The organism is Sphingomonas sp. Mn802worker (genome assembly GCF_000382485.1).
Taxonomy (GTDB): domain Bacteria; phylum Pseudomonadota; class Alphaproteobacteria; order Sphingomonadales; family Sphingomonadaceae; genus Sphingomonas.
This window is the reverse complement of record NZ_AORY01000004.1, coordinates 48,207-68,610: the sequence shown is the minus strand read 5'-3', so window position 1 is coordinate 68,610 and position 20,404 is coordinate 48,207. Positions and strand designations below refer to the sequence as shown.

Below are 20,404 nucleotides of genomic sequence, written 5' to 3'. Positions count from 1 at the left end.
ATGACCGACCCTTCGCCGCCTTCACGAACGCACCACCCAGCACGTGCCCTCGTCCTCTCGCTGCTGGTTGCCTCGTGCGGTCAGCCGAGCTCCGCGACGCAGGATGTACCGAGCAATCCGGCGGCGAACGACGTGGCGGCGATGAAGAACGACATTGCGGCAGTCGAGGACCGGGTGACGCGCGACACGCTGACCCGCCGCGTCGAGGATTTGGAGAAACGGGTCGGCGCGCTTGAGGTCACGCCGGAGAAGATCGACCTCGACCTGCTGACACAGCGTGTTCAGGCACTGGAGGCGAAATCGAGCGTGTCCGACCTTGCCGACGCCGCGCCCAAGGCTGTCCCCAAGTCGCAAGCGACATCCGCAGCTAAGCCATAGCGTCCATCAACAGGAAGATGGATGGAGCGGGTAACGGGAATCGAACCCGTGTATTCAGCTTGGAAGGCTGCTGCACTACCATTGTGCTATACCCGCCCGGCGCGTTTCCGCGCGGCCTTGAAGCCATCGATTATTCGAGAACCCGCACGCGTGCAAGCGGGACGTTTGACGGCGGCGCAGCACGCCATCAAGCGGTAAGAAATGCGGGCAGGATTAAAAACTTAGCCGGTCCGCCATCGTTGAACCGAGTGCGCAGGTACGACGAAACGTTGTTTGCCTCCGTGCATCCAACGCGGCGTTCACGTATTTCGCTGGCGTTCATCGTGGCGCATGATGCGCACGCTATGACGCGGCACGGCCGTGAGTTGAGGATAGAAGGTGATGGAAACGTTGAACGCGTTCGGCGCTTGGATTGATGAAAAGCGTGCGAATGCACGGAACACGCCACTGACTCGCGTCATCGGTGGCGCGAGCACCGCCGTTCTGGCCCTGATCGCGAGCCATGCGTCGGCGCAGATCATTCCCCCGCCCGTCCAGCCCGTCACCTCGCCGGCTACCGCGACGCCTGCGCCTGCGACGCCTGCGGCAACGTCCCCTGCCGCACGGATGATCGCACAGCCGCTGCCGCGCCTGTCCGACGCGCAGTCGCGCGAGTTGGCGAAGCTGATCGCGCAGGACGAAGTCCGGCAGGGGCTGCGCCAGGGCAGTCCGCGCGACATGAGCGACAAGACCGGCGACGCGCTGGTCCGCGCCGCGCTCGACCACGCACGCGCGGTGCATGCCGGACGGCTCGACGCGAGCGATTTCGAGCGCGACTGGGGCATCCGCCCGCAGGCCTATGATCCGCTGCCCGGCTTCGTCGACGCGGTGGAGCGCGACCGGCTCGCCGCCTGGGTTGCCTCGCTGCCGCCGCCTTATGCCGGCTATGATGCGCTGGTCGTCGGGCTGGCGCGCTATCGCCAGATCGCGGCTGATGGCGGTTGGGGCACGGTCCCTGCCTCGCCCGAGTTGAAGTACGGCCGCTCGGGCCCTGCGGTCGCTGCCTTGCGCAAGCGGCTCGCGGCGGAGGATTCGCAGGTGTCAGCGAGTAGCGACAAGTTCGACGCCGACCTGCTGTCCGCGGTGCGCCGCGCGCAGCGGCGCTACGGCCTGAACCCTGCGGGCGACGTCGGCGCGCAGACGCTGGCGGCGCTGAACGTGCCGGTTGCGGCGCGAATGCGGCAGATCGCGGCCAACATGGAGCGCTGGCGCTGGCTGCCGGCGCAGCTGGAGCAGAACCGCGTCCAGGTGAATGTCGCCGCCGCGGTGCTGACCGTGTTCGACGGTGACGCGCCGGTCATGTCGATGAAGGCGGTGACGGGGCGTCCGGGCAACGAGACGCCGATGCTCGTCTCCTCGATCCACTCGGTCGTGCTCAATCCGCCGTGGAACGTGCCGAGTTCGATCGCCGACAAGGAATTGTGGCCCAAGGAACGCGCCAATCCGGGCTACCTGAAGCGCAACGGCTTTCGCGTGATCGACACCGGCGGCGGCGGCAAGCGGCTGCAGCAATCGTCGGAAAAGAGCGCGCTCGGCCGCTACAAGTTCGACTTCCCCAACGATTTCGCGGTCTACCTGCACGACACGCCCGCGCAGGCCGGCTTCTCGCGCTTCGACCGGCTCGCCAGCCACGGTTGCGTCCGGCTGGAGAAGCCCGAGGCGCTCGCCAAGCTGCTGATGAAGACGACCCCGCAGTGGCAGCCCGCCCAGATCGATCAGACGGTCGCCGCCGGCAAGACGGTGCGCGCACAGATGGCACAGCCGGTGGCGGTCTACCTGCTCTACTGGACCGCGTTCGCGAGTCCCTCAGGCCAGGTCGGCTTCCGCGACGATCCGTACAATTGGGACAGCGATCTGGCGAGCAAGGTCGAGGCGCGGCAGGCGAAGCAGACGCTCGCGTCGCTGTAACGGGCAAAAGGGAACGGATGGAATGATGAAGAAGACGAAAACCGCTGCCGCGCTTGCCGGCATCCTTATCCTGTCGCTTGCCGGCTGCTCGCGCTCGGCGGACGAGCAGGCGCCGCTGCCCGACAACGAGATTTCGGACAATTACCAGTCCGAGCCGGAGCCGATGCCGGTGCCGACGGAAAGCGCGGCGCCCGAGACGCTGCCTGCGACCGACCTGAACGCGACCAGCGAGGCGCTGCCCCCTCCCGCCGAGCGGTCGGTCGACGAGCAGATGAACGACGATGCCTTCGCGACCGGCATGACCGCGCGCAGCACGCGCGGGCAGTCGCGTGACACGGCTGCTGCGCCGACGCGCGATCAGTCGAGTGGGGACGAGCCCGCGACCGACGGCAACTTAACCGGCGAGTAAGCCGATCGTCGGTCATGCTTCGACGGGCGCGGCCGGCGGCCAGTCAGCGGTCGCGCTGCCCCGCGACATAGCCGTTATACGGGGGGCAGTCGCCGTGCTGCTTGCGGCAGGCGCGCTCATAATCGCGCCGCTCGCGTTCCTCGCGCTCGGCCTGCTTGCGCTGCTGCCGAACATATTTCTCGTCGCGTTCGCGCGGGCTGGTCGTGGCAAGGTCGACCCCTTCCCCACCGCGCGCACCGGCATGGTGGCGACGTTCCAAGCGGTCCTCACGCACCCGCCGGTCGCGAACAGCGGCAGAGCGGCCAGGGCCAGCACGATCGGACGCATCACTTCTTCTCCCCGGCGACGGACGCGTCGCGTGTCGCGACCCCGATAGCAGGAAAGTCGGTGAAGAACCCGTCAACGCCTTGGCGCAGCGCGGCGGCGATCTCGCCCGACACGTCGCCGTGCGCGGCCTGATCATCGCCGGCACGGAAGCGCGCGCGAACGAAGGCGTTCTCGGCGCGATAAGTCCACGGGTGAACGCGCAAGCCCGCGGCATGCGCATCGGCGACGAGCGCGCTTGGCGCATCCCCCTGCCACAGCATCGCCTTGTCGGGTCCGATACCCCAGGCGTAGCGCGCGACCTCCGCCAGTCCCGCCGGCGTCATCATCGCGGCGTAGCTGGTCGCGGCACCATCGGCGGGCGCGCCGCTCGAGGCGACAAGCTGGATCAGGCGGATGCGCGTCATCGCGTGCAACCGCTTCAGGTTCTCGACTTCAAACGACTGGATGAACACTGGCGCCTCGGCGCTGTCCCACCCCGCCGCATGTAGCTGGTCGACCAGCAGGCGGTCGGTCGGATGCCCGATCGACGCGAAGTAGCTGGGGTGCTTGGTCTCGGGATAGATCGCGACGCCGTGCGCCTTGGCGAGCGCGATGATCTCGGCCAGCGTCGGGATCGTCTCCTGCCCGTCCCACACGGTGTTGCACGGGCGCAGCTTGGGCAACCGCTCCTTGGCGCGCAGCGTCTTCAACTCGGCGAGCGTGAAATCCTCAGTGAACCAGCCGGTCAGCGTTTGCCCGTCGATCGTCCTGGTCGCACGCCGCGCGGCGAATTCGGGGTGGTCGGCGACATCGGTCGTCTCTGAAATCTCGTTCTCGTGCCGCGCGACCAGCACGTCGTCCTTCGTTGGCACCAGATCGGGTTCGATCACGTCTGCGCCCTGCTCGATCGCGCGACTGTAGCTCGCCAGCGTATGCTCGGGCCGCTCGCCGCTGGCACCGCGATGCGCGATCACGAGCAGCGGCGAGGACAGGCGCGTGCGGGCGAGATCAGCGTTCATCCGCGTATCCTGCGCGCTCGCCGACGCGGACGCCAGCGACAAGGCTGTGAGAATGATTCGCAGGGATATGAAGCGCATAACGCACGTTATGGGATGAGCAGCGAAAAGGCGGACCATGCGCTTCACCATCAATCAAAAGACCTACGAAGCGGATGTCGATGTCCGCACTTCGCTCCTCGACCTGTGTCGCGAGCACCTCGGGCTGACCGGCAGCAAGAAGGGTTGCGACCATGGCCAGTGCGGCGCGTGCACGATGTTGGTGAATGGACGGCGCATCAACGCCTGCCTCTCGCTAGCCGTGATGCACCAGGATGACGAGATCGTAACGATCGAGGGGCTTGGCACGGTCGAGAACCTGCACCCGATGCAGGCCGCGTTCGTGTCGCATGACGGTTACCAGTGCGGTTACTGCACGCCTGGGCAGATCTGCTCGGCGGTCGGGATGCTCGACGAGGTGAAGAAGGGCTGGGCCAGCCACGTCACCGGCGACCTCGATCAGGTGTCGCTCACCGACGCGGAGATCAGCGAGCGTATGAGCGGCAACATCTGCCGTTGCGCCGCCTATCCCAACATCGTCGACGCGATCCGCGAGGTCGCAGGTCAGTCGGGCGAGCAGGCGATCAAGCCCGCGCCGCGTGCTGCCGCCGAGCAACCCGCACAAGAGAAGGTGTCGGCATGAAGACCTTCGACTACCAACGCGCCAATACGATCGAGGCGGCGACGCGCGCGAACGGGCGCTTCATCGCGGGCGGCACCAATCTGCTCGACCTGATGAAGCTGCAGGTCGAGACGCCCGAGCGGCTGGTCGACATTAGCCGGTTGGACCTGAACACGATCGAGGAGCGCGATGACGGCGGCCTGACGATCGGCGCGCTCGTTCCCAACAGCGATCTCGCCGCCGACCCGCGCGTCGTCGAGAAGTACGAGGTGCTCAGCCGCGCGTTGCTCGCTGGTGCGTCGGGGCAGTTGCGCAACAAGGCGTCGACCGGGGGCAATCTGCTCCAGCGGACGCGCTGTTATTATTTCTACGACACGGCCTCACGCTGCAACAAGCGTCAGCCCGGCTCGGGATGCGACGCGGTCGGCGGCTTCAACCGCATTCTGGCAGTGCTCGGTACCAGCGAACAGTGCATTGCGACGCACCCGAGCGACATGGCGGTGGCGATGCGCGCGCTCGATGCCGTGATCGTTACGCAGAAGGCTGACGGCGACAAGCGTCGCATTCCAATCCACGATTTCTACCGTCTTCCCGGCGAGACACCGCAGATCGAGACCGTGCTGGAGGCCGGCGAACTTATCACCCACGTCGAGCTGCCCTCCCCGCCGGCGGGCAAGCAGGTCTACCGCAAGGTGCGCGACCGGGCCTCCTACGCCTTTGCGCTCGTCTCGGTCGCAGGCGTGGTCGAGGTGAAGAATGGTGTCATCGCCTCCGCCGCGCTCGCGTTCGGCGGTCTCGGGCCAATGCCGTGGCGCAATCCGGCGGTCGAGGCTGCGGTTGTCGGCCGCGCACCGTCGACCGAGGCGTTCGAGGCCGCCGCCGACGCGCTGCTCGCCGACGCCAAGGGCTACGGCTCGAACGACTTCAAGATACCGCTCGTACGGCGCACGCTGATCGCGACCCTCAGGGATTTGACCGCATGAGCATTCTTGGCAAATTGTTCGGCTCCGATGATGCGGAAACCAACGCACTGGTGATGGACGAGCCGCGTCCGAACAGCTTCCTCGACCATGGCGCGCAGGACGTGATCGGGAAGCCGATCAACCGCGTCGAGGGGCCGTTGAAGGTGACCGGCCGCGCGCCCTATGCGGCGGAATATCCCGCCGAGCGACTGAGCTACGGCGTGCTGGTGCGCGCGACCTTCGGTGCGGGCAAGATCACCAAGATAGACGACAGCGCCGCGCGCGCCCTGCCCGGCGTGATTGACGTCATCGCCGATTACGACACGTTCATCCGCAGCCCCGGTCAGGGCGGTGCGACCACCGCGCCGCCGCAGGGCGTGCAGGAGGTGCATTATTTCGGCGAGCCGGTCGCCGTCGTCGTCGCGGAAACGTTCGAGGCCGCACGCGACGGCGCCGCCGCGGTCCGGATCGAGCATGAGACGAAGGACGCCAGTTACGTCTTCGCCGCGCACAAGGATCAGGGCAAGGAGCCGAAGGAAGACCAAATCCCCGGCCACAGCAAGCAGGGCAATTTCGAGAAGGCGTTCAACGAGGCGCCGGTCCAGCTCGATGTCACCTACACCACGCCAAGTCAGAACTCGACCGCGATGGAGCCGCACGCCTCGATCGCGGAATGGCGCGATGGCACGCTGATCCTGCACGGCGCCTATCAGATGGTGGCGAGCGACCAGCAGCAACTTGCGAAGGCATTGGGTGTACCGGCGGACAAGGTGCGGATCATCGCGCGCTTCGTCGGCGGCGGCTTCGGCTCGAAGCTCGGCATCGCGCCCGAGAGCGTCGCGGCCGCGGTCGCGGCGAAGAAGCTCGGCCGCCCGGTCAAGATCGTGCTTGCACGACAGCAGGTCTATGACGCGACGGTGCGCCGTTCGAACACAGAGCAGCGTATCCGGCTGGGTACCGATGCGAACGGCAAGATCGACGCGCTGAGCCACAATTCGCTCGTCACCAACACCCCGTACGAGCAATATTGGGAGCCGGTCGCGGTCGGCACGCACTTCCTCTACGGCGGTGAAAACCGCGAGATCAATCATGACCTCGTCGCGCTCAACCTGAACGCCGCGGGCTCGATGCGCGCGCCGGGCGAGGCGGTCGGCATGATGGGCCTCGAATGCGCGATGGACGAGCTTGCCGAGAAGCTCGGGATTGATCCGATCGAGCTGCGCCGCCGCAACGAACCCGCGCAGGAACCGGAAAAGCAGATCCCCTTCTCCAGCCGCAACCTGATCCCCGCGCTGGAGAAGGGCGCGCAATTGTTCGGTTGGTCGCAGCGCAAGAAGGCGGGCAGCGATCGCCGCGGCGAGTGGCTCCACGGCATGGGCGTGTCGTCCGCGGTGCGATCAAACCAGCTGATGAAATCGGCGGCGAAGGTCACGCTGACCACCGACGGCCGCGCGGTCGTCGACACCGACATGACCGATATCGGCACCGGCACCTACACCATCCTGGCGCAGATCACCGCCGAGACGCTCGGGCTGCCGATCGATAAGGTCGTTGTGCATCTGGGCGACGGCAAGGCACCGCCCTCATCAGGATCGGGTGGATCGTGGGGCGCGGGCTCGGCCGGGTCATCTGTCTATCTCGCCTGCGAGAAAATTCGTGAGAAGCTCGCCAAGTCGATGGGCGTCGCGGTTGCGGACATGACGCTCAAGGACGGGCGCGCGATCGGCGACAACCGCTCGGTCGCGATCACCGACCTGATCGAAGAGAATATGGGCGTGATCGGCCAGATCGAGCCCGGCAAGCAGGAGAAGAAGTTCCACCAGGCCGGCTACGGCGCGCATTTCTGCGCGGTGAAGGTCAATGTCGTGACCGGCGAGGTGCGCGTCGAGCGGATGCTGGGGGTGTTCGCCGCCGGGCGCATCCTCAACGAGAAGACCGCGCGGTCGCAGTGTCTGGGCGGCATGACGTTCGGCATCGGCTCTGCGATGACCGAGGAGATGATCCACGACGAGCGCAACGGCAAGGTCGTCAACCGCGACATGGCGGAATATCACGTGCCCTCGCACGCCGATGTGCCGCATCTCGAGGTGCACTTCCTCGAAGAGCGCGACGTGCACGTCAATCCAATCCACGCCAAGGGGATCGGTGAACTTGGCATCTCGGGCGCGGGCGCGGCGGTCGCCAACGCGATCTACAATGCAACGGGCGTGCGCGTGCGTGATTTTCCGATCACCTGTGACAAGATCATCGAGCAGCTGCCATTCGACGTGTAAACCGGTCGCATCGCGTCTGCCATGGCTGGCGCGGGCGCGGCGCGCTTCCTAGATTGGACGGGTTCAAGCGGGGAGCGTCACGGTGACCGAACAGGCGATCGACACGGCCGAGCGACCGGGCGGGCTGCAGCGCGCCGTGCAAGGGCTGCTCGGTGCTCCGCTGCCGCGGATCGAGGGGCCGCTGAAGGTCACTGGCACGGCGACCTACGCGTTCGAGGATGCGTCGGAAGGCACCGCTTATCTCGCGATCGTCGGCGCACCCGTCGGCGCGGGCGAGGTGACCGGCATCGACGCGAGCGCGGCCGAGGCACTGCCTGGCGTCCTCGCGGTGATCCACGACGATCCCCGGATCATGGCGGGCGAAGGTAATTCCAGCCGCTTGGCTGAGCAGGGCAAACGTCACATCTTCTACGCCGGGCAACCCGTCGCCGCGGTCGTGGCTGAAAGCCAGGCAGTTGCACGCGAGGCGGCATCACTGGTGCGCGTCTCGTTCGACGCACGCGAGGGCCGCTATGATTTCTCGGTCGAACCGGTTGAGGATAAGCCCGAGATCGGCTTCCTGTCCCCGATCAGCAAGGGCGACCTCGACGGCGCGATGCGCGACGCTCCCGTCACCTTTGACGCGACCTACACCACCCCCGCGCACTTCCCCGCCGCGCTGGAGCCGCACGCCACCACCGCCTGGTGGGAAGGCGATCGGCTGACCGTCCGCTCGAGCAATCAGGTGATCGGCGCGGCCAAGGGCACGATCGCCAAGGCGCTCGGCATCGCCGACGATCACGTGCGCGTCCTGGCGCCTTACGTCGGCGGCGGCTTCGGCGGCAAGACGGGCGTCGGCCCCGAGGTGATCCTCGCGGCGATCGCGGCGGAGAAGCTCGGTCGCCCGGTCAAGGTCGCGCTCCCCCGACGCGAGACCGCCTACCTCGTCCACCATCGCAGCGAGACGCGCCAGCGCATCCGCATCGCCTGCGACCACGACGGCCGCATCAGCGCGATTGCGCACGAGGGCGTCGCCTATCAGAACGACGATGCTGCGTTCCTGGAACCGATCCCGTTCGGCTCGATCCCACTCTACAGCGGCGACACGCGCGTGTTCCGGACCGCGCTCGCGCGCGTCGACCTGCCGCCGACCGGCGCGGTGCGCGCGCCGGGCGAGGCGATCGGCACCTTCGCGATAGAGTGTGCGATGGACGAGCTCGCCGAGCAGCTCGGGCTCGATCCGATCGAGCTGCGCCGCCGCAACGAGCCGGCGTTCGATCCGACCTCTTCCAAGCCCTTCTCCACCCGTCGCCTGCTCGACTGCTACACGCAAGGCGCGCGCCGCTTCGGCTGGCCCGAGCGCGTGCCCGATCCGGGCACCACGCTGGAGGGCGAGTGGCTGATCGGCATCGGCATGGCGGCGGCGCTGCGCGGCAACTTCACCGTCACCGCGGCGGCGAACGTGCGGGTGGAGCCGAACGGGCGCGTCACGGTCGAAACCGACATGACCGATATCGGCACCGGCACCTACACTATTCTCGCGCAGACCGCGGGCGAGGTGCTGGGCGTCGATGCATCCCAGGTCGACGTGCGGATCGGCGACACCAACTATCCCAAGAGCGCCGGCTCGGGCGGGTCGTTCGGCGCGGGCAGCGCATGCGCGGCAGTGGTGCTGGCGTGCGAGGACGTGCTCGCCGAACTTGCACTCAGGATGAACGCCGCGCCGGCTGAACTGGTGTTGCATGACGGCTGCGTCGCGGCGGGCGGGCGTGAGGTGCCGCTCGCCGATCTCGTGCGCGGCGAACCCATCGAGGGGCGCGGCAAGTCGTCGCCCGGACAACAGGCCAAGCGCACCAGCCAGGCGAGCCACGGCGCGCACTTTTGCGAAGTTGCGGTCAACGCGGTCACCGGCGAGGTGCGCGTGCGCCGAATGCTCGGCGTGTTCGACGTCGGCCGCGTGCTCAACGCAAAAACCGCGGCCAACCAGATCATCGGCGGCATGGTGTGGGGCGTCAGCTACGCGCTCGGCGAAGCGGCGGTCGTCGACACCCGCAGCGGCCGCTTCGTCAATCCCGACTTCGGCGAGTATCACGTCGCGGTGAACGCCGACGTGCCACAGATCGACGTCCATTTCATCGAAGAGATCGACGACGCCGCCAATCAGGTCGGCGCGAAGGGGGTCGGCGAGCTCGGCATCTCGGGCGCGGGCGCCGCGGTCATCAACGCGATCCACAACGCGACCGGCGTGCGTGTGCGCGACGTGCCCGCAACGCTCGACACCCTGCTCGCCGGCCTGCCGCCGGTCTGAGCCTCACACGAGAACCGATCATGACCGATAACGATTCCGTCCTCGCCGCCGCCGCCGCCTGGAAGGGCAAGCCGCTGGCGCTTGCCACCGTGGTCTCGACCTGGGGCTCCGCACCAAGGCCAAAGGGCAGCCACATGCTGGTCCACGCCGATGGCCGGTTTGAGGGCTCCGTGTCGGGCGGCTGCGTCGAGGGCGACATCCTCGACACCGCCGCGCAGGTGATCGCGGGCGCACCCTTTCAGGTCAAGACCTACGGCGTCGCCGATGACAGCGCGTGGGAGGTCGGGCTGCCGTGCGGCGGGCAGATCAGCGTCATGGTCCAGCCCGTCTCCGCCGAAGGGTTCGACCCCGAATTGTTCGACCGCATCGCCGAGGCGCGCGATCATGGACAGGGCGTGACCGTCACGACCGACCTCGCAACCGGGCACAGCGACCTGCGTCCAGTCGAGACGGGTGAGTTATTCGCCAACCGCTACGCCCCGCCGCGCCGGCTGCTGATCGTCGGCGCGGTCCAGATCGCACAGAGCCTGGCCGCGCTCGCCACGACACTCGGGATCAAGGTGGTGGTGATCGACCCGCGCGGGCGTTTCCTGACCGAGGAGCGTTTTCCCAACGTCACGCTCGACGATCGCTGGCCTGACGAGGCGGTCGAGGCGTATCGCCCCGGTCCGTCGACCGCGGTGGTGACGCTCAGCCACGACACCAAGATCGACGACCCCGCGCTGATCGCCGCACTCAGGACCAACGCCGCTTATGTCGGCGCGCTCGGCAGCCGCAAGAGCCACGCCGCGCGCCGCGAACGGCTCGCGGCGGCGGGGCTGAGCGAGGCGCAGATCGACCGTATTGACGGACCGGTCGGTATCGACATCGGCGCGATCGGCCCGGCCGAGATCGCGTTGTCGATCGCCGCGGCGATGGTGCACGCCTTCCACCTGTCCGCACCGGCCTCCGACGTGGGCGTGGACTGCGCCGCCGAAGCCGTGCTCGCGTGATTGCGGCGGAGGACACCGTTCTCGTCCTGCTCGCCGCGGGCAAGTCGGCGCGCTTCGGCGATGTCGGCAGCAAGCTGAACGAACCGTTCCTCGCCCGCCCGCTCGGCCTCCACGTCGCGGTCGCGCTCGAAGCCGTGCCGTTCCAGCACCGTGTCGCGATCACCTCGCCGCGTTGCACGATCGACTTCGCGCCGCACAGTTTTCAGGTGGTCAGTAACGACGATCCGGTCGGCGACATGGCGTCCTCGGTGCGATTGGGCGTGGCCTGCGCGCAGGAACATGGAGCAAGCGCGGTGCTATTGGCACTCGCCGACATGCCGCGCGTCACTGCGGCGCACATACACCGCCTGCTCGACGCCGCGGATGCGAGTGACGCGGTGGTCGCCTCTAGCGACGGTGTCTCGCCCAAGCCGCCCGCGCTGTTCGCGCGCGCGCACTTCGACACCTTGCTTGCGCTGACCGGCGACCGTGGCGCGCGCGACCTGATCCGCGCCGGCCGTCACGTCGTCACCAACGCGGCCGAGCTGATCGACGTCGACACGGCGGAGGAACTCGAACGCCTGCGCGAACTCGTCCACGCGCCGGAGGCGCTGACGCTGCCGGGCACGCGGCGGTATGGGGGCTGAGGCGCACTGACGGCGTGCGCGACGCGGAAGTTGATCCCGCGTCATCGGACAGCGCGTGCACGCTGCCGGCCGAGCCGGTGCGTGCTCTGGCACCGCGCGCCAGCGGGGCGCGCTCGCACCGGCTGGTACACTTCGCGACATAAAAGCGCTGGACGCGGCGCGGTGTGTTGTCCATCTCCACCACCATGACGCGTTTGCGCCTTTCGCTTCTCTCCGGCCTCGCTGCCCTTCCCGTCGCTCTGGCCGGCTGCACGGTAGGGCCCGATTACGCCCCGCGCTCGGCCGCCCAACTCGGGGTGCCTGATCGTTATTCGGTAACCGCCGCGCCGACGCGCGAAGATCTGACGCACTGGTGGACACGCTTCGACGATCCCGTCCTCGGCCGACTGGTAGAGCAGGCAAGCGCCGCCAACACCGAGGTGGCGCAGGGGCTCGCCCGGCTCAGGCAGGCGCGCGAGTCGCTGGTGCAGAGCCGCGCCAGCCTGCTCCCCACACTGAACGGCTCGGGCGGTTACAGCCGGTCGGAGACGTTCCGCGGCGGCGGGCAGTCGGTGACGCTGCCCGACGGCACCGTCCAGAACGTCGGCGGTGGCGGCGGCTCGAACTTCTCGCTCGGGCTTGACGCGCAGTATCAGCTCGGGCTGTTCGGCGAGGTGCGCCGCACCGTCGAGGCGAGCCGCGCACAATACGAGGCGTCGGGCTTCGACTATGCGACCACGCTGCTGTCGGTGCAGCAGGAGGTCGCGCGCAACTACGTCCTTGCGCGGCTCTATCAGGCGCAACTCGCCAACGCGCGCGCCAGCCTCGCACTACAGGACGACAATCTCGAGATCGCGGGCTTCCGCGTTCAGGCGGGCCTCGTCTCCAGCCTCGACCAGGAGCAGGCCCGCAGCCAGCGCGCGGCCACCGCGGCGACGATCCCGGCCTTCGAGCAGCAGTATAACGCCGCCGTCTCGCGTCTGGGCGTGTTGATCGCGCAGGCGCCGGGCGCGCTCAAGCCGCTGCTCGGCACTGTGCGCCCGATCCCGACCGGCCCACGTGTCGTCGGCGCAAGCATCCCCGCCGACGTGCTGCGCCAGCGCCCCGACGTGCGCGCGGCCGAACGCACGCTCGCCGCCGCCACCGCGCAGATCGGCGTCGCCAAGGCCGCGCTCTATCCAGCCCTCGCGATCAGCGGGAACATCAACACCAACGCGGGCAACGTCGGCGGGCTACTCGGTACGATCACCGGCGGGCTGTTCGCCGGGTTGACGCAGGCGATCTTCAACGGCGGTCGCCTGTCCGCTCAAGTGCGCAGCAATGAGGCCGCCGCCGATGCCGCGCTCGCCGCCTACAAGGGCAGCGTGCTGGTCGCGTTGGAGGATGTCGAGAATGCGGTCGTCGCGCTCGACACCGCTCAGCGTCGCGCGCGCGAGTTCACTGTGCAATTCGATGCCGCCAACAACGCCGCGCTGCTGTCGCGCACGCAATATCGCAGCGGGCTGACCGATTTCACCACTCTGTCGCAGCAGGAGGCGAACCTGCTATCGGCGCGCAACAGCGAGGCGCAGGCGCGCGCCGACCAGGCAACCGCGCTGATCCAGCTGTTCGGCGCGCTTGGCGGCGGCTGGAACCCCGACGTGATCCCGACCGCATCCGACTCCGCAACTCAAGCGCCTGCACCTGCCCGAGAGACCCGCTGATGGCCGACCAGAACCTCGACGAATTTCTGGGGCAGAAGCCGCAGCCGAAATGGCGCACGTGGCTGAAATGGGGTCTTGTCGCGCTCGGCGTCGTGCTGCTGGCATTGCTCGTCCAGCGGCTCGTCTTCGGATCGGCGAAGGCGGCCGATTACGCGACCGCGCCAGTCGAGCGCGGCAATCTGACCGTCAGCGTCTCGGCGACGGGCAAGCTCGCCCCAACCAATCAGGTGACCGTCGGCTCGCAGCTGTCGGGTCTCGTCACCAAGGTCGTGGTCGACGTTAACGACCGCGTCAGCGCCGGACAGCCGCTCGCGCTGATCGATCCTGAGCAGATCGAGGATCAGATCCGCCAGCAACAGGCGCAGATCGCCGCCAACCAGGCACAGGTACGCCAAGCGCAGGCGACCGTCGCGGAATCGCAGGCACAGCGCGCGCGGCTGGAGGAAGTATACCGCCTGTCGAACGGGCGCGTGCCGTCGGCGACCGAACTCCAGACCGGTCGCGCCGATTACCAGCGCGCGGTTGCGGCGTTGAAGGTCGCGCAGGCGAACGTCACCGCAGCGCAGGCGACGCTGGCGCAGAGCCAGACGCAGCGTGCGCGCGCGATCATCCGCTCGCCCGTCAACGGCGTCGTGCTCGCGCGACAGGTCGATCCGGGCCAAACCGTCGCTGCGTCGTTCAACACGCCGACGCTGTTCGTGATCGCGGAGGATCTGAGCAAGATGAAGCTCGAGGTCGCGATCGACGAGGCGGACGTCGGCTCGGTCAAGGTCGGGCAGAAGGCGAGCTTCACTGTCGATGCCTTTCCGGGCAAGACCTTCCCCGCGACGATCACGCGCGTCGATCTCGGCTCCAACCTGACGGTCAGCAACGCGACCGCCTCGTCATCGTCGTCGACTGCCTCGACCGGCAGCACGACCGGGCAGGTCGTCTCCTACGCCGCCGACCTGACAGTCGAGAACCCGTCGCTCGAACTGCGCCCGGGCATGACGGCCACCGCCGACATCATCACCTCGGACAAGGGCAATGCGTTGCTCGTTCCCAACGCCGCCTTCCGCTTCAAGCCGCAGGTGGCGGGTGCGAAGGACGACGGCGGCGGCATCGCGGGCTCGCTCACCTTCCGTCGCAGCCGTGACCGGCCGGAGCGGACCGCGACGGTCGGGCGCGGCGCGACGCAGACGCTCTACGTCAAGGGCGAGAATGGCCAGCCCAAGCCGATCCAAGTGACGACCGGCGACACCAACGGCACGATGACCGAGGTGCTGTCGGGCCCGCTCAAGCCCGGCATGCAGGTTATCACCGGGCAGCTCGCAGGCAGCGGCGATGCGAGCAGCGGCGGCGGATCGCGTCGTGGCGGTAGCGGTGGCGGGGGCCGGCGCGGGGGTGGCGGCGGTGGCCAGTAACGCCGCCCCCTCACTCTTCACCGCGCCGTTGATCCAGCTGCGCGGTGTCACCAAGAGCTACGGCGAGGGCGGCACCGCGTTTCAGGCATTGAAGGGCGTCGACCTCGACATCGCGGCCGGCGACTTCATCGCGGTCATGGGGCCGTCTGGCTCGGGCAAGTCGACGACGATGAACATCCTCGGCTGCCTCGACGTGCCCTCGGGCGGCACCTTCCTTTTCCGCGGCCACCATGTCGAGACACTCGACCGCGATCAGCGCGCACTGCTCCGGCGGCGGTACCTTGGTTTCGTGTTTCAGGGCTTCAACCTGCTCAGCCGCACGACTGCGCTCGAGAATGTCGAGTTGCCGCTCCTTTACCGCGGCGACGAGAAGAAGGCGCGGCGCGATCTGTCGATGGCGGCGCTGGAGAAGGTCGGGCTCGATCGCTGGTGGGATCACACCCCTGCCGAATTGTCGGGCGGGCAGCAGCAGCGCGTCGCGATCGCGCGCGCGATCGTCACCCAGCCCGACGTGCTGCTCGCCGACGAGCCGACCGGCAACCTCGATTCCGAACGCTCGGTCGAGATCATGGAATTGCTCACTGATCTCAATCGCGGCGGCATCACCGTGCTGATGGTGACGCACGAACCCGACATGGCGGCGTTCGCGCGCACGGTGATCCATTTCAAGGACGGGTTGGTGGAACGCGTCGAGCGCAACCACCATCAGGGCGAGGCGGTGGAGGCCTGATGCTCGGCACCACCTTCGTTCTCGCGCTGCGCTCGATCCGGCGGCACCTGCTGCGCTCGTTCCTGACGACGCTCGGCATCATCATCGGCGTTGCCGCCGTCGTCACGATGGTGACGCTCGGCAAGGCGACCACTGCGCAGGTGCAGCAGAACATCTCGTCGCTCGGCACCAACATCCTTCAAGTTCGCCCAGGCCAAGGTTTCGGCCGCGGTGGCGGCGGCCCGCGCCCGCCCGACTTCAAGCCAGAGGATGTGTCCGCAATCGCCAACCAGATCGCCGGCGTCTCCGCGGTGGCACCGCAGGCGCAATCGACCGCGACCGCGATCTACGACGGCGCGAACTGGTCGACGACGATCAACGGGACCACCGCGGCTTATTTCCAAGTCCAGCCGTGGCCGCTCGCCGCGGGCCGGATGTGGACCCGCCAAGAGGAATCGGCCGGCAAGGCGGTGTGCATCATCGGCAACACCGTCAAACAAAATCTGTTCAGGACCGGCGACGCGGTCGGTCAGCGGTTCCGCATCGGCAACGTCAGCTGCGACGTCATCGGCGTGCTTTCAACGCGTGGTCAGGCGGGATTTGGTGGCGATCAGGACGATGTCGTCATCATGCCGATCAAGACGGTGCAGCGCCGCTTCACCGGCACGCGTGACATCCGCCTGATGCTGGTCGGCGTCGATCAGGCCTATTCGACTGCGACCGTACAGGCCGGGATCACCGACCTGCTGCGCGAACGCCGCACCATCACCGCGGGCAAGGACGACGATTTCAACATTTTCGACACCAAGCAGATTAGCGATACGCTTTCGAGCACCACCACCCTTCTCACCCGCATCGTCACCGCGGTCGCCGGCATCAGCCTGGTCGTCGGCGGCATCGGCATCATGAACATCATGCTGGTGTCGGTGACCGAGCGGACGCGCGAGATCGGCATTCGGCTCGCGATCGGCGCGGTGGCGAGCGAGGTGCTGCTGCAATTCCTCGTCGAGGCGGTGGTACTGTCGATGCTGGGCGGTGTCATCGGCCTGCTGCTCGCGCAGCTCGCGATCGGCGCACTGTCGGCGCTGGGCGGTCTGCCGTACCTGTTCGTGCCCGAGATCAACGCGATCGCGTTCGGCATCTCGGCGGTGATCGGCGTCGTCTTCGGCTATTTTCCGGCACGGCGTGCAGCGGCGCTCAACCCGATCGACGCGCTTCGCCACGAATAGCGCGGACCGGAAACACGCCGGCCCGCGCTCCCGCTTATTCCAGTTCCAGGATCACCTGATCGACCTGCAGGCTCTCGCCCGCGGCGGCGTTGACGGTCTTCACCACCGCCGATTTCTCCGCGCGCAGGATGTTCTCCATCTTCATCGCCTCGACCACCGCCAGCGGCTGACCTGCCTCGACGCGGTCGCCGGCCTGTACGTCCAGCCGCACGAGCAGCCCCGGCATCGGCGCGATCAGGAACTTGGAAAGATCGGGCGGCACCTTCTCGATCAAATGCTTCGCGTAATCGGCGACGTGCGCGGGAAGCACGCGTACCTTATGCGTCGCCCCATGCGCGTTGAGCGTGAAACCGGTGCGCGTGCGCTTCAGCTTGACCGACAGCGGAGCGTCGCCGCCGACCCGCGCGACGCGGGCACCCGCATCGTAATACACCCCGCCCGGCAGCGGCGTGCCGTCGACGCTGACCTGATCGTCACCGACGTGGACGCGGTGATCGCCCTTGCCCACACGGACGACCCAGTCGGTCGGCGCGTCGAGCTGATGGCCCAATTGCCCGTCGATTTGCCGCGCACGGTCGGCTTCCGCAGTCGCCGCGAACCCCGCCACCGCGGCAAGCGCGCGGGCGATGTTCTTACCCGTCGGCGCACCGTGGAACCCGTCCGGATACTCCTCCGCGATGAACCCGGTCGTGATCTCGCCCGAGCGGAACCGCGGATGCTGCATCAGCGCGGACAGGAAATCGAGGTTGGTGCCCGGCCCCTCAATCTCGAACGCGTCGAGTGCCGCGACCTGCTTGTCGATCGCCTCCGCGCGCGTCGGCGCCCAGGTGACCAGCTTCGCGATCATGGGGTCGTAGAACATGCTGACCTCGCCACCCTCGCGCACGCCGTCGTCGACGCGCACGCCCGGTGCGCCCTCGTCGTCGCCGAATGGCGCCTGGCGCTGATCGGCGGCAGGAGTGCGATAGCGGACCAGCCGCCCGATGGAGGGCAAAAAGCCGCGGTACGGGTCCTCGGCATAGACGCGGTTCTCGACCGACCAGCCATTGATCTTCACGTCGCCCTGCCCGAACGACAGCGGCTCGCCCGCCGCAACGCGGATCATCTGCTCGACCAGATCAAGCCCGGTGATCTCCTCGGTGACCGGATGCTCGACCTGGAGGCGGGTGTTCATCTCGAGGAAGTAGAACCCCTGCCCGGTCTTGTCCGCGCCCGAGACGATCAACTCGACCGTGCCCGCACTATAGTAGCCGACCGCCCTGGCCAGCGCGACCGCCTGCTCGCCCATTGCGCGGCGCATCTCAGGGCTGACGAACGGCGACGGCGCTTCCTCGACCACCTTCTGGTGGCGGCGCTGCACCGAGCATTCGCGCTCGTTCAGGTAAACGACGTTGCCGTGCTGGTCACCCAGCACCTGAATCTCGATGTGGCGCGGGCTTTCGATGAACTTTTCGATGAACACGCGGTCGTCGCCGAACGATGCGAGGCCCTCGCGCTTCGTCGCCTCGAACCCCTCGCGCACGTCCTGCTCGCTGTACGCCAGCCGCATGCCCTTGCCGCCACCGCCCGCCGAGGCCTTCATCATCACGGGATAACCGATGTCGCCCGCGATGCGGACCGCCTCGTCGGTATCGGCGATCTCACCCAAAAAGCCGGGCACGACGTTGACGCCGGCTTCCTTCGCCAGCTTCTTCGACTCGATCTTGTCGCCCATCGCCGCGATCGCGTTTGGCGGCGGTCCGACGAAGGCGATGCCGGCCTCGTCGCAGGCGCGCGCGAAGCTCTCGCGCTCGGACAGGAAACCGTAACCCGGATGAATGCAGTCTGCGCCCGTTTCCTTGGCGGCAAGCAGGATCAGATCGGCCTTGAGATAGCTCTCGGCGGCGGGCGCCGGCCCGAGCCGCACCGCCTCGTCCGCCATCAACACGTGCGGGCTGAGCGCGTCGGCGTCCGAGTAGACCGCGACGGTCGCAATCCCCATCTTCTTCGCGGTCCGGAACACCCGGCACGCGATCTCGCCACGGTTGGCGACCAGTATCTTCTTGAACATCAATGCGTCCTCACTGCGGGTGCGCCGCGCAACAGCCCTTCGGTACTCAAATCCTCGTCGATTTCGGGCCAGTGGATGCCGTAGCCCACGCCAGCCTTCTCCCACCGCACACGCTGCGCGGCGGTCGCGTGCAAAAGCCGCGGATACCAGGCGAGCGGCGCCGAGATCGTGCGTCCGTCCATCAGGTCGACGATCAGGCTAGCGTCATCGAAGCGCACGTCGAGCACGCGTTCGTCGGTCACCCTAGCCGAAATATTCATGCCACGCCTCCAGCAACCGCTCGCGATGTTCGCCCACCAACGCGAGCCGTTTATTGATTTCGTGAGCCCGAAAGCCGCGGCTCTTTGCGACTTCCACGGGCTCCAGCCACACCCTGATCGTCGCATCGCCGCGATCGATGTGGACGTGCAGCGGCTCATTGGGTTCGTGCCTGTAGAGGTAGAGCCGGCCCCTCCGATCCGCAGCACCATCGGCCTCTACTCCGCCGCTTCCATCACCCGGCACTCCGCCGGCATCGGACGCAGCCCGAGCTTGTCGAACAGCGCCGCGTCGCGGTCGTCGCCGGCGTTGGCGGCGGTCAGCAGCTTGTCGCCGGTGAAGATCGAGTTCGCGCCCGCCATGAAGCAGAGCGCCTGCGTCGCCTCTGACATGCTCTCGCGTCCGGCGGACAGGCGCACCATGCTCGCCGGCATGGTGATGCGCGCCACCGCGACAGTGCGGACGAACTCGATGTCGTCGAGTCTAGCCATCGGCGTGTCGGCGAGCATGTCGCCGAGCACCGTGCCCTTGACCGGCACCAGCGCGTTGATCGGCACGCTGCCGGGATGCTCCGGCAAGGTGGCAAGCGCGTGGACGAAGCCGACGCGATCCGCGCGCGTCTCGCCCATGCCGACGATCCCGCCGCAGCAGACGTTGATACCCGCGTCTCGAACATGCGCCAGCGTGTCGAGCCGCTCGTCGAAGGTGCGCGTGGTGATGACCTCGCCGTAGCGCTCGGGCGAGGTGTCGATGTTGTGGTTGTAGTAATCGAGCCCGGCCTCACCCAGCATCGCGGCCTGCGTAGGCGTTAACATGCCGAGCGTCATGCACGTCTCCAGCCCCATCGCGCGGACGCCGCGCACCATTTCCAGCACCGCGGGCATGTCACGGTCCTTGGGGTTGCGCCAAGCAGCACCCATGCAGAAGCGCGTCGAGCCCGCGTCCTTCGCCTGCGCGGCGGATTGCAGCACTGCACGCACGTCCATCAGCTTGGTCGCCTTGACCCCGCTGTCGGCCGCGACCGACTGCGAGCAATAGCCGCAATCCTCCGGACAGCCGCCGGTCTTGATCGACAACAGCGTCGACAATTGCACCGCACCGGCGTCGTGATGTGCGCGGTGCACCTCGGCGGCGCGGAAGACGAGTTCGGTGAATGGCAGATCGAACAGCGCGCTGATCTCTTCGCGCGTCCAATCGGTTCGGGACATGGCAGCCT

19 protein-coding genes and 1 tRNA gene are annotated in these 20,404 nt (G+C 67.6%); 13 read left to right on the top strand and 7 right to left on the bottom strand.

Annotated features, from left to right (window positions below; all coding sequences use genetic code 11):
* Positions 1-378, top strand: a complete 378-nt coding sequence (locus SMN802W_RS0103795; protein WP_019515561.1) for a hypothetical protein — start codon at positions 1-3, stop codon at positions 376-378.
* A gap of 22 nt (positions 379-400) precedes the next feature.
* On the opposite strand, the gene SMN802W_RS0103790 is transcribed toward SMN802W_RS0103795, so the two are convergent.
* Positions 401-474: transfer RNA gene (locus SMN802W_RS0103790), tRNA-Gly, on the bottom strand.
* Positions 475-759: 285 nt separating this feature from the next.
* Here SMN802W_RS0103790 and SMN802W_RS0103785 point away from each other — a divergent pair.
* Both SMN802W_RS0103785 and SMN802W_RS16345 read left to right on the top strand, forming a co-directional pair.
* A complete protein-coding gene (locus tag SMN802W_RS0103785; protein WP_019515560.1) occupies positions 760-2,325 on the top strand; it encodes a L,D-transpeptidase family protein in 1,566 nt (521 codons plus the stop codon).
* A 25-nt stretch (positions 2,326-2,350) separates the two neighbouring features.
* Positions 2,351-2,734: a hypothetical protein gene (locus SMN802W_RS16345; protein WP_156818713.1), complete on the top strand. Its 384-nt coding sequence runs from the start codon at positions 2,351-2,353 to the stop codon at positions 2,732-2,734.
* 43 nt (positions 2,735-2,777) lie between these two features.
* Here the strand turns inward: SMN802W_RS16345 and SMN802W_RS0103775 are convergent, their stop codons facing one another.
* Positions 2,778-2,993: a hypothetical protein gene (locus tag SMN802W_RS0103775; RefSeq protein ID WP_238560102.1), complete on the bottom strand. Its 216-nt coding sequence runs from the start codon at positions 2,991-2,993 to the stop codon at positions 2,778-2,780.
* A 67-nt stretch (positions 2,994-3,060) separates the two neighbouring features.
* Positions 3,061-4,059, bottom strand: a complete 999-nt coding sequence (locus tag SMN802W_RS0103770) for a glycerophosphodiester phosphodiesterase (protein ID WP_037523254.1) — start codon at positions 4,057-4,059, stop codon at positions 3,061-3,063.
* Between the two features lie 115 nt (positions 4,060-4,174).
* Here SMN802W_RS0103770 and SMN802W_RS16340 point away from each other — a divergent pair, with 115 nt between their 5' ends.
* The 10 genes from SMN802W_RS16340 to SMN802W_RS0103720 all read left to right on the top strand — a co-directional run bounded on the left by SMN802W_RS16340 (position 4,175) and on the right by SMN802W_RS0103720 (position 16,880).
* Entirely contained in the window at positions 4,175-4,738 is a 564-nt protein-coding gene (locus tag SMN802W_RS16340; RefSeq protein WP_019515557.1) for a 2Fe-2S iron-sulfur cluster-binding protein, read from the top strand.
* Positions 4,735-5,700, top strand: a complete 966-nt coding sequence (locus tag SMN802W_RS0103760) for an FAD binding domain-containing protein (protein ID WP_019515556.1) — start codon at positions 4,735-4,737, stop codon at positions 5,698-5,700. Before SMN802W_RS16340 ends, SMN802W_RS0103760 begins: the two co-directional genes overlap by 4 nt.
* Positions 5,697-7,952 carry a xanthine dehydrogenase family protein molybdopterin-binding subunit gene (locus SMN802W_RS0103755; RefSeq protein ID WP_019515555.1) on the top strand — a complete coding sequence of 752 codons (2,256 nt, stop codon included), beginning with the start codon at positions 5,697-5,699 and terminating at the stop codon, positions 7,950-7,952. Before SMN802W_RS0103760 ends, SMN802W_RS0103755 begins: the two co-directional genes overlap by 4 nt.
* An 82-nt stretch (positions 7,953-8,034) precedes the next feature.
* The gene (locus SMN802W_RS0103750) at positions 8,035-10,239 is read left to right on the top strand and encodes a xanthine dehydrogenase family protein molybdopterin-binding subunit (protein WP_019515554.1); all 2,205 of its coding nucleotides are present in this window, start codon (positions 8,035-8,037) and stop codon (positions 10,237-10,239) included.
* A gap of 20 nt (positions 10,240-10,259) precedes the next feature.
* Positions 10,260-11,231, top strand: a complete 972-nt coding sequence (locus tag SMN802W_RS0103745) for an XdhC family protein (RefSeq protein ID WP_019515553.1) — start codon at positions 10,260-10,262, stop codon at positions 11,229-11,231.
* The gene (locus SMN802W_RS0103740; protein WP_019515552.1) at positions 11,228-11,857 is read left to right on the top strand and encodes a nucleotidyltransferase family protein; all 630 of its coding nucleotides are present in this window, start codon (positions 11,228-11,230) and stop codon (positions 11,855-11,857) included. The genes SMN802W_RS0103745 and SMN802W_RS0103740 overlap by 4 nt, the downstream gene beginning before the upstream one ends.
* 185 nt (positions 11,858-12,042) lie before the next feature.
* Positions 12,043-13,539: an efflux transporter outer membrane subunit gene (locus SMN802W_RS0103735; RefSeq protein WP_026325712.1), complete on the top strand. Its 1,497-nt coding sequence runs from the start codon at positions 12,043-12,045 to the stop codon at positions 13,537-13,539.
* Entirely contained in the window at positions 13,539-14,942 is a 1,404-nt protein-coding gene (locus SMN802W_RS0103730; protein WP_019515550.1) for an efflux RND transporter periplasmic adaptor subunit, read from the top strand. Before SMN802W_RS0103735 ends, SMN802W_RS0103730 begins: the two co-directional genes overlap by 1 nt.
* Positions 14,863-15,672, top strand: coding sequence for an ABC transporter ATP-binding protein (locus SMN802W_RS0103725; protein WP_238560101.1), 810 nt, complete (start codon positions 14,863-14,865; stop codon positions 15,670-15,672). Before SMN802W_RS0103730 ends, SMN802W_RS0103725 begins: the two co-directional genes overlap by 80 nt.
* Positions 15,672-16,880 carry an ABC transporter permease gene (locus SMN802W_RS0103720; RefSeq protein ID WP_019515548.1) on the top strand — a complete coding sequence of 403 codons (1,209 nt, stop codon included), beginning with the start codon at positions 15,672-15,674 and terminating at the stop codon, positions 16,878-16,880. The genes SMN802W_RS0103725 and SMN802W_RS0103720 overlap by 1 nt, the downstream gene beginning before the upstream one ends.
* 34 nt (positions 16,881-16,914) lie before the next feature.
* Here SMN802W_RS0103720 and SMN802W_RS0103715 read toward each other — a convergent pair whose 3' ends face one another.
* The 4 genes from SMN802W_RS0103715 to bioB are packed head-to-tail and all read right to left on the bottom strand — an operon-like array spanning position 16,915 to position 20,396.
* Positions 16,915-18,930, bottom strand: coding sequence for an ATP-binding protein (locus tag SMN802W_RS0103715; RefSeq protein WP_019515547.1), 2,016 nt, complete (start codon positions 18,928-18,930; stop codon positions 16,915-16,917).
* Positions 18,930-19,172 carry a DUF2442 domain-containing protein gene (locus tag SMN802W_RS0103710; protein WP_019515546.1) on the bottom strand — a complete coding sequence of 81 codons (243 nt, stop codon included), beginning with the start codon at positions 19,170-19,172 and terminating at the stop codon, positions 18,930-18,932. Before SMN802W_RS0103710 ends, SMN802W_RS0103715 begins: the two co-directional genes overlap by 1 nt.
* A 1-nt stretch (position 19,173) precedes the next feature.
* Positions 19,174-19,434, bottom strand: coding sequence for a DUF4160 domain-containing protein (locus tag SMN802W_RS16335; protein ID WP_238560100.1), 261 nt, complete (start codon positions 19,432-19,434; stop codon positions 19,174-19,176).
* Positions 19,407-20,396 carry a biotin synthase BioB gene (gene bioB / locus SMN802W_RS0103700; RefSeq protein WP_238560099.1) on the bottom strand — a complete coding sequence of 330 codons (990 nt, stop codon included), beginning with the start codon at positions 20,394-20,396 and terminating at the stop codon, positions 19,407-19,409. The genes SMN802W_RS16335 and bioB overlap by 28 nt, the downstream gene beginning before the upstream one ends.
* Positions 20,397-20,404 lie beyond the last annotated feature (8 nt).

Bases quoted from the DNA above. Each gene is read 5' to 3' on its own strand.
- SMN802W_RS0103795 (WP_019515561.1), top strand. From the start codon at position 1: ATGACCGACCCTTCGCCGCCTTCACGAACGCACCACCCAGCACGTGCC.
- SMN802W_RS0103785 (WP_019515560.1), top strand. From the start codon at position 760: ATGGAAACGTTGAACGCGTTCGGCGCTTGGATTGATGAAAAGCGTGCG.
- SMN802W_RS16345 (WP_156818713.1), top strand. From the start codon at position 2,351: ATGAAGAAGACGAAAACCGCTGCCGCGCTTGCCGGCATCCTTATCCTG.
- SMN802W_RS0103770 (WP_037523254.1), bottom strand. From the start codon at position 4,059: ATGAACGCTGATCTCGCCCGCACGCGCCTGTCCTCGCCGCTGCTCGTG.
- SMN802W_RS16340 (WP_019515557.1), top strand. From the start codon at position 4,175: ATGCGCTTCACCATCAATCAAAAGACCTACGAAGCGGATGTCGATGTC.
- SMN802W_RS0103760 (WP_019515556.1), top strand. From the start codon at position 4,735: ATGAAGACCTTCGACTACCAACGCGCCAATACGATCGAGGCGGCGACG.
- SMN802W_RS0103755 (WP_019515555.1), top strand. From the start codon at position 5,697: ATGAGCATTCTTGGCAAATTGTTCGGCTCCGATGATGCGGAAACCAAC.
- SMN802W_RS0103745 (WP_019515553.1), top strand. From the start codon at position 10,260: ATGACCGATAACGATTCCGTCCTCGCCGCCGCCGCCGCCTGGAAGGGC.
- SMN802W_RS0103735 (WP_026325712.1), top strand. From the start codon at position 12,043: ATGACGCGTTTGCGCCTTTCGCTTCTCTCCGGCCTCGCTGCCCTTCCC.
- SMN802W_RS0103730 (WP_019515550.1), top strand. From the start codon at position 13,539: ATGGCCGACCAGAACCTCGACGAATTTCTGGGGCAGAAGCCGCAGCCG.
- SMN802W_RS0103725 (WP_238560101.1), top strand. From the start codon at position 14,863: ATGCGAGCAGCGGCGGCGGATCGCGTCGTGGCGGTAGCGGTGGCGGGG.
- SMN802W_RS0103720 (WP_019515548.1), top strand. From the start codon at position 15,672: ATGCTCGGCACCACCTTCGTTCTCGCGCTGCGCTCGATCCGGCGGCAC.
- SMN802W_RS0103715 (WP_019515547.1), bottom strand. From the start codon at position 18,930: ATGTTCAAGAAGATACTGGTCGCCAACCGTGGCGAGATCGCGTGCCGG.
- bioB (WP_238560099.1), bottom strand. From the start codon at position 20,396: ATGTCCCGAACCGATTGGACGCGCGAAGAGATCAGCGCGCTGTTCGAT.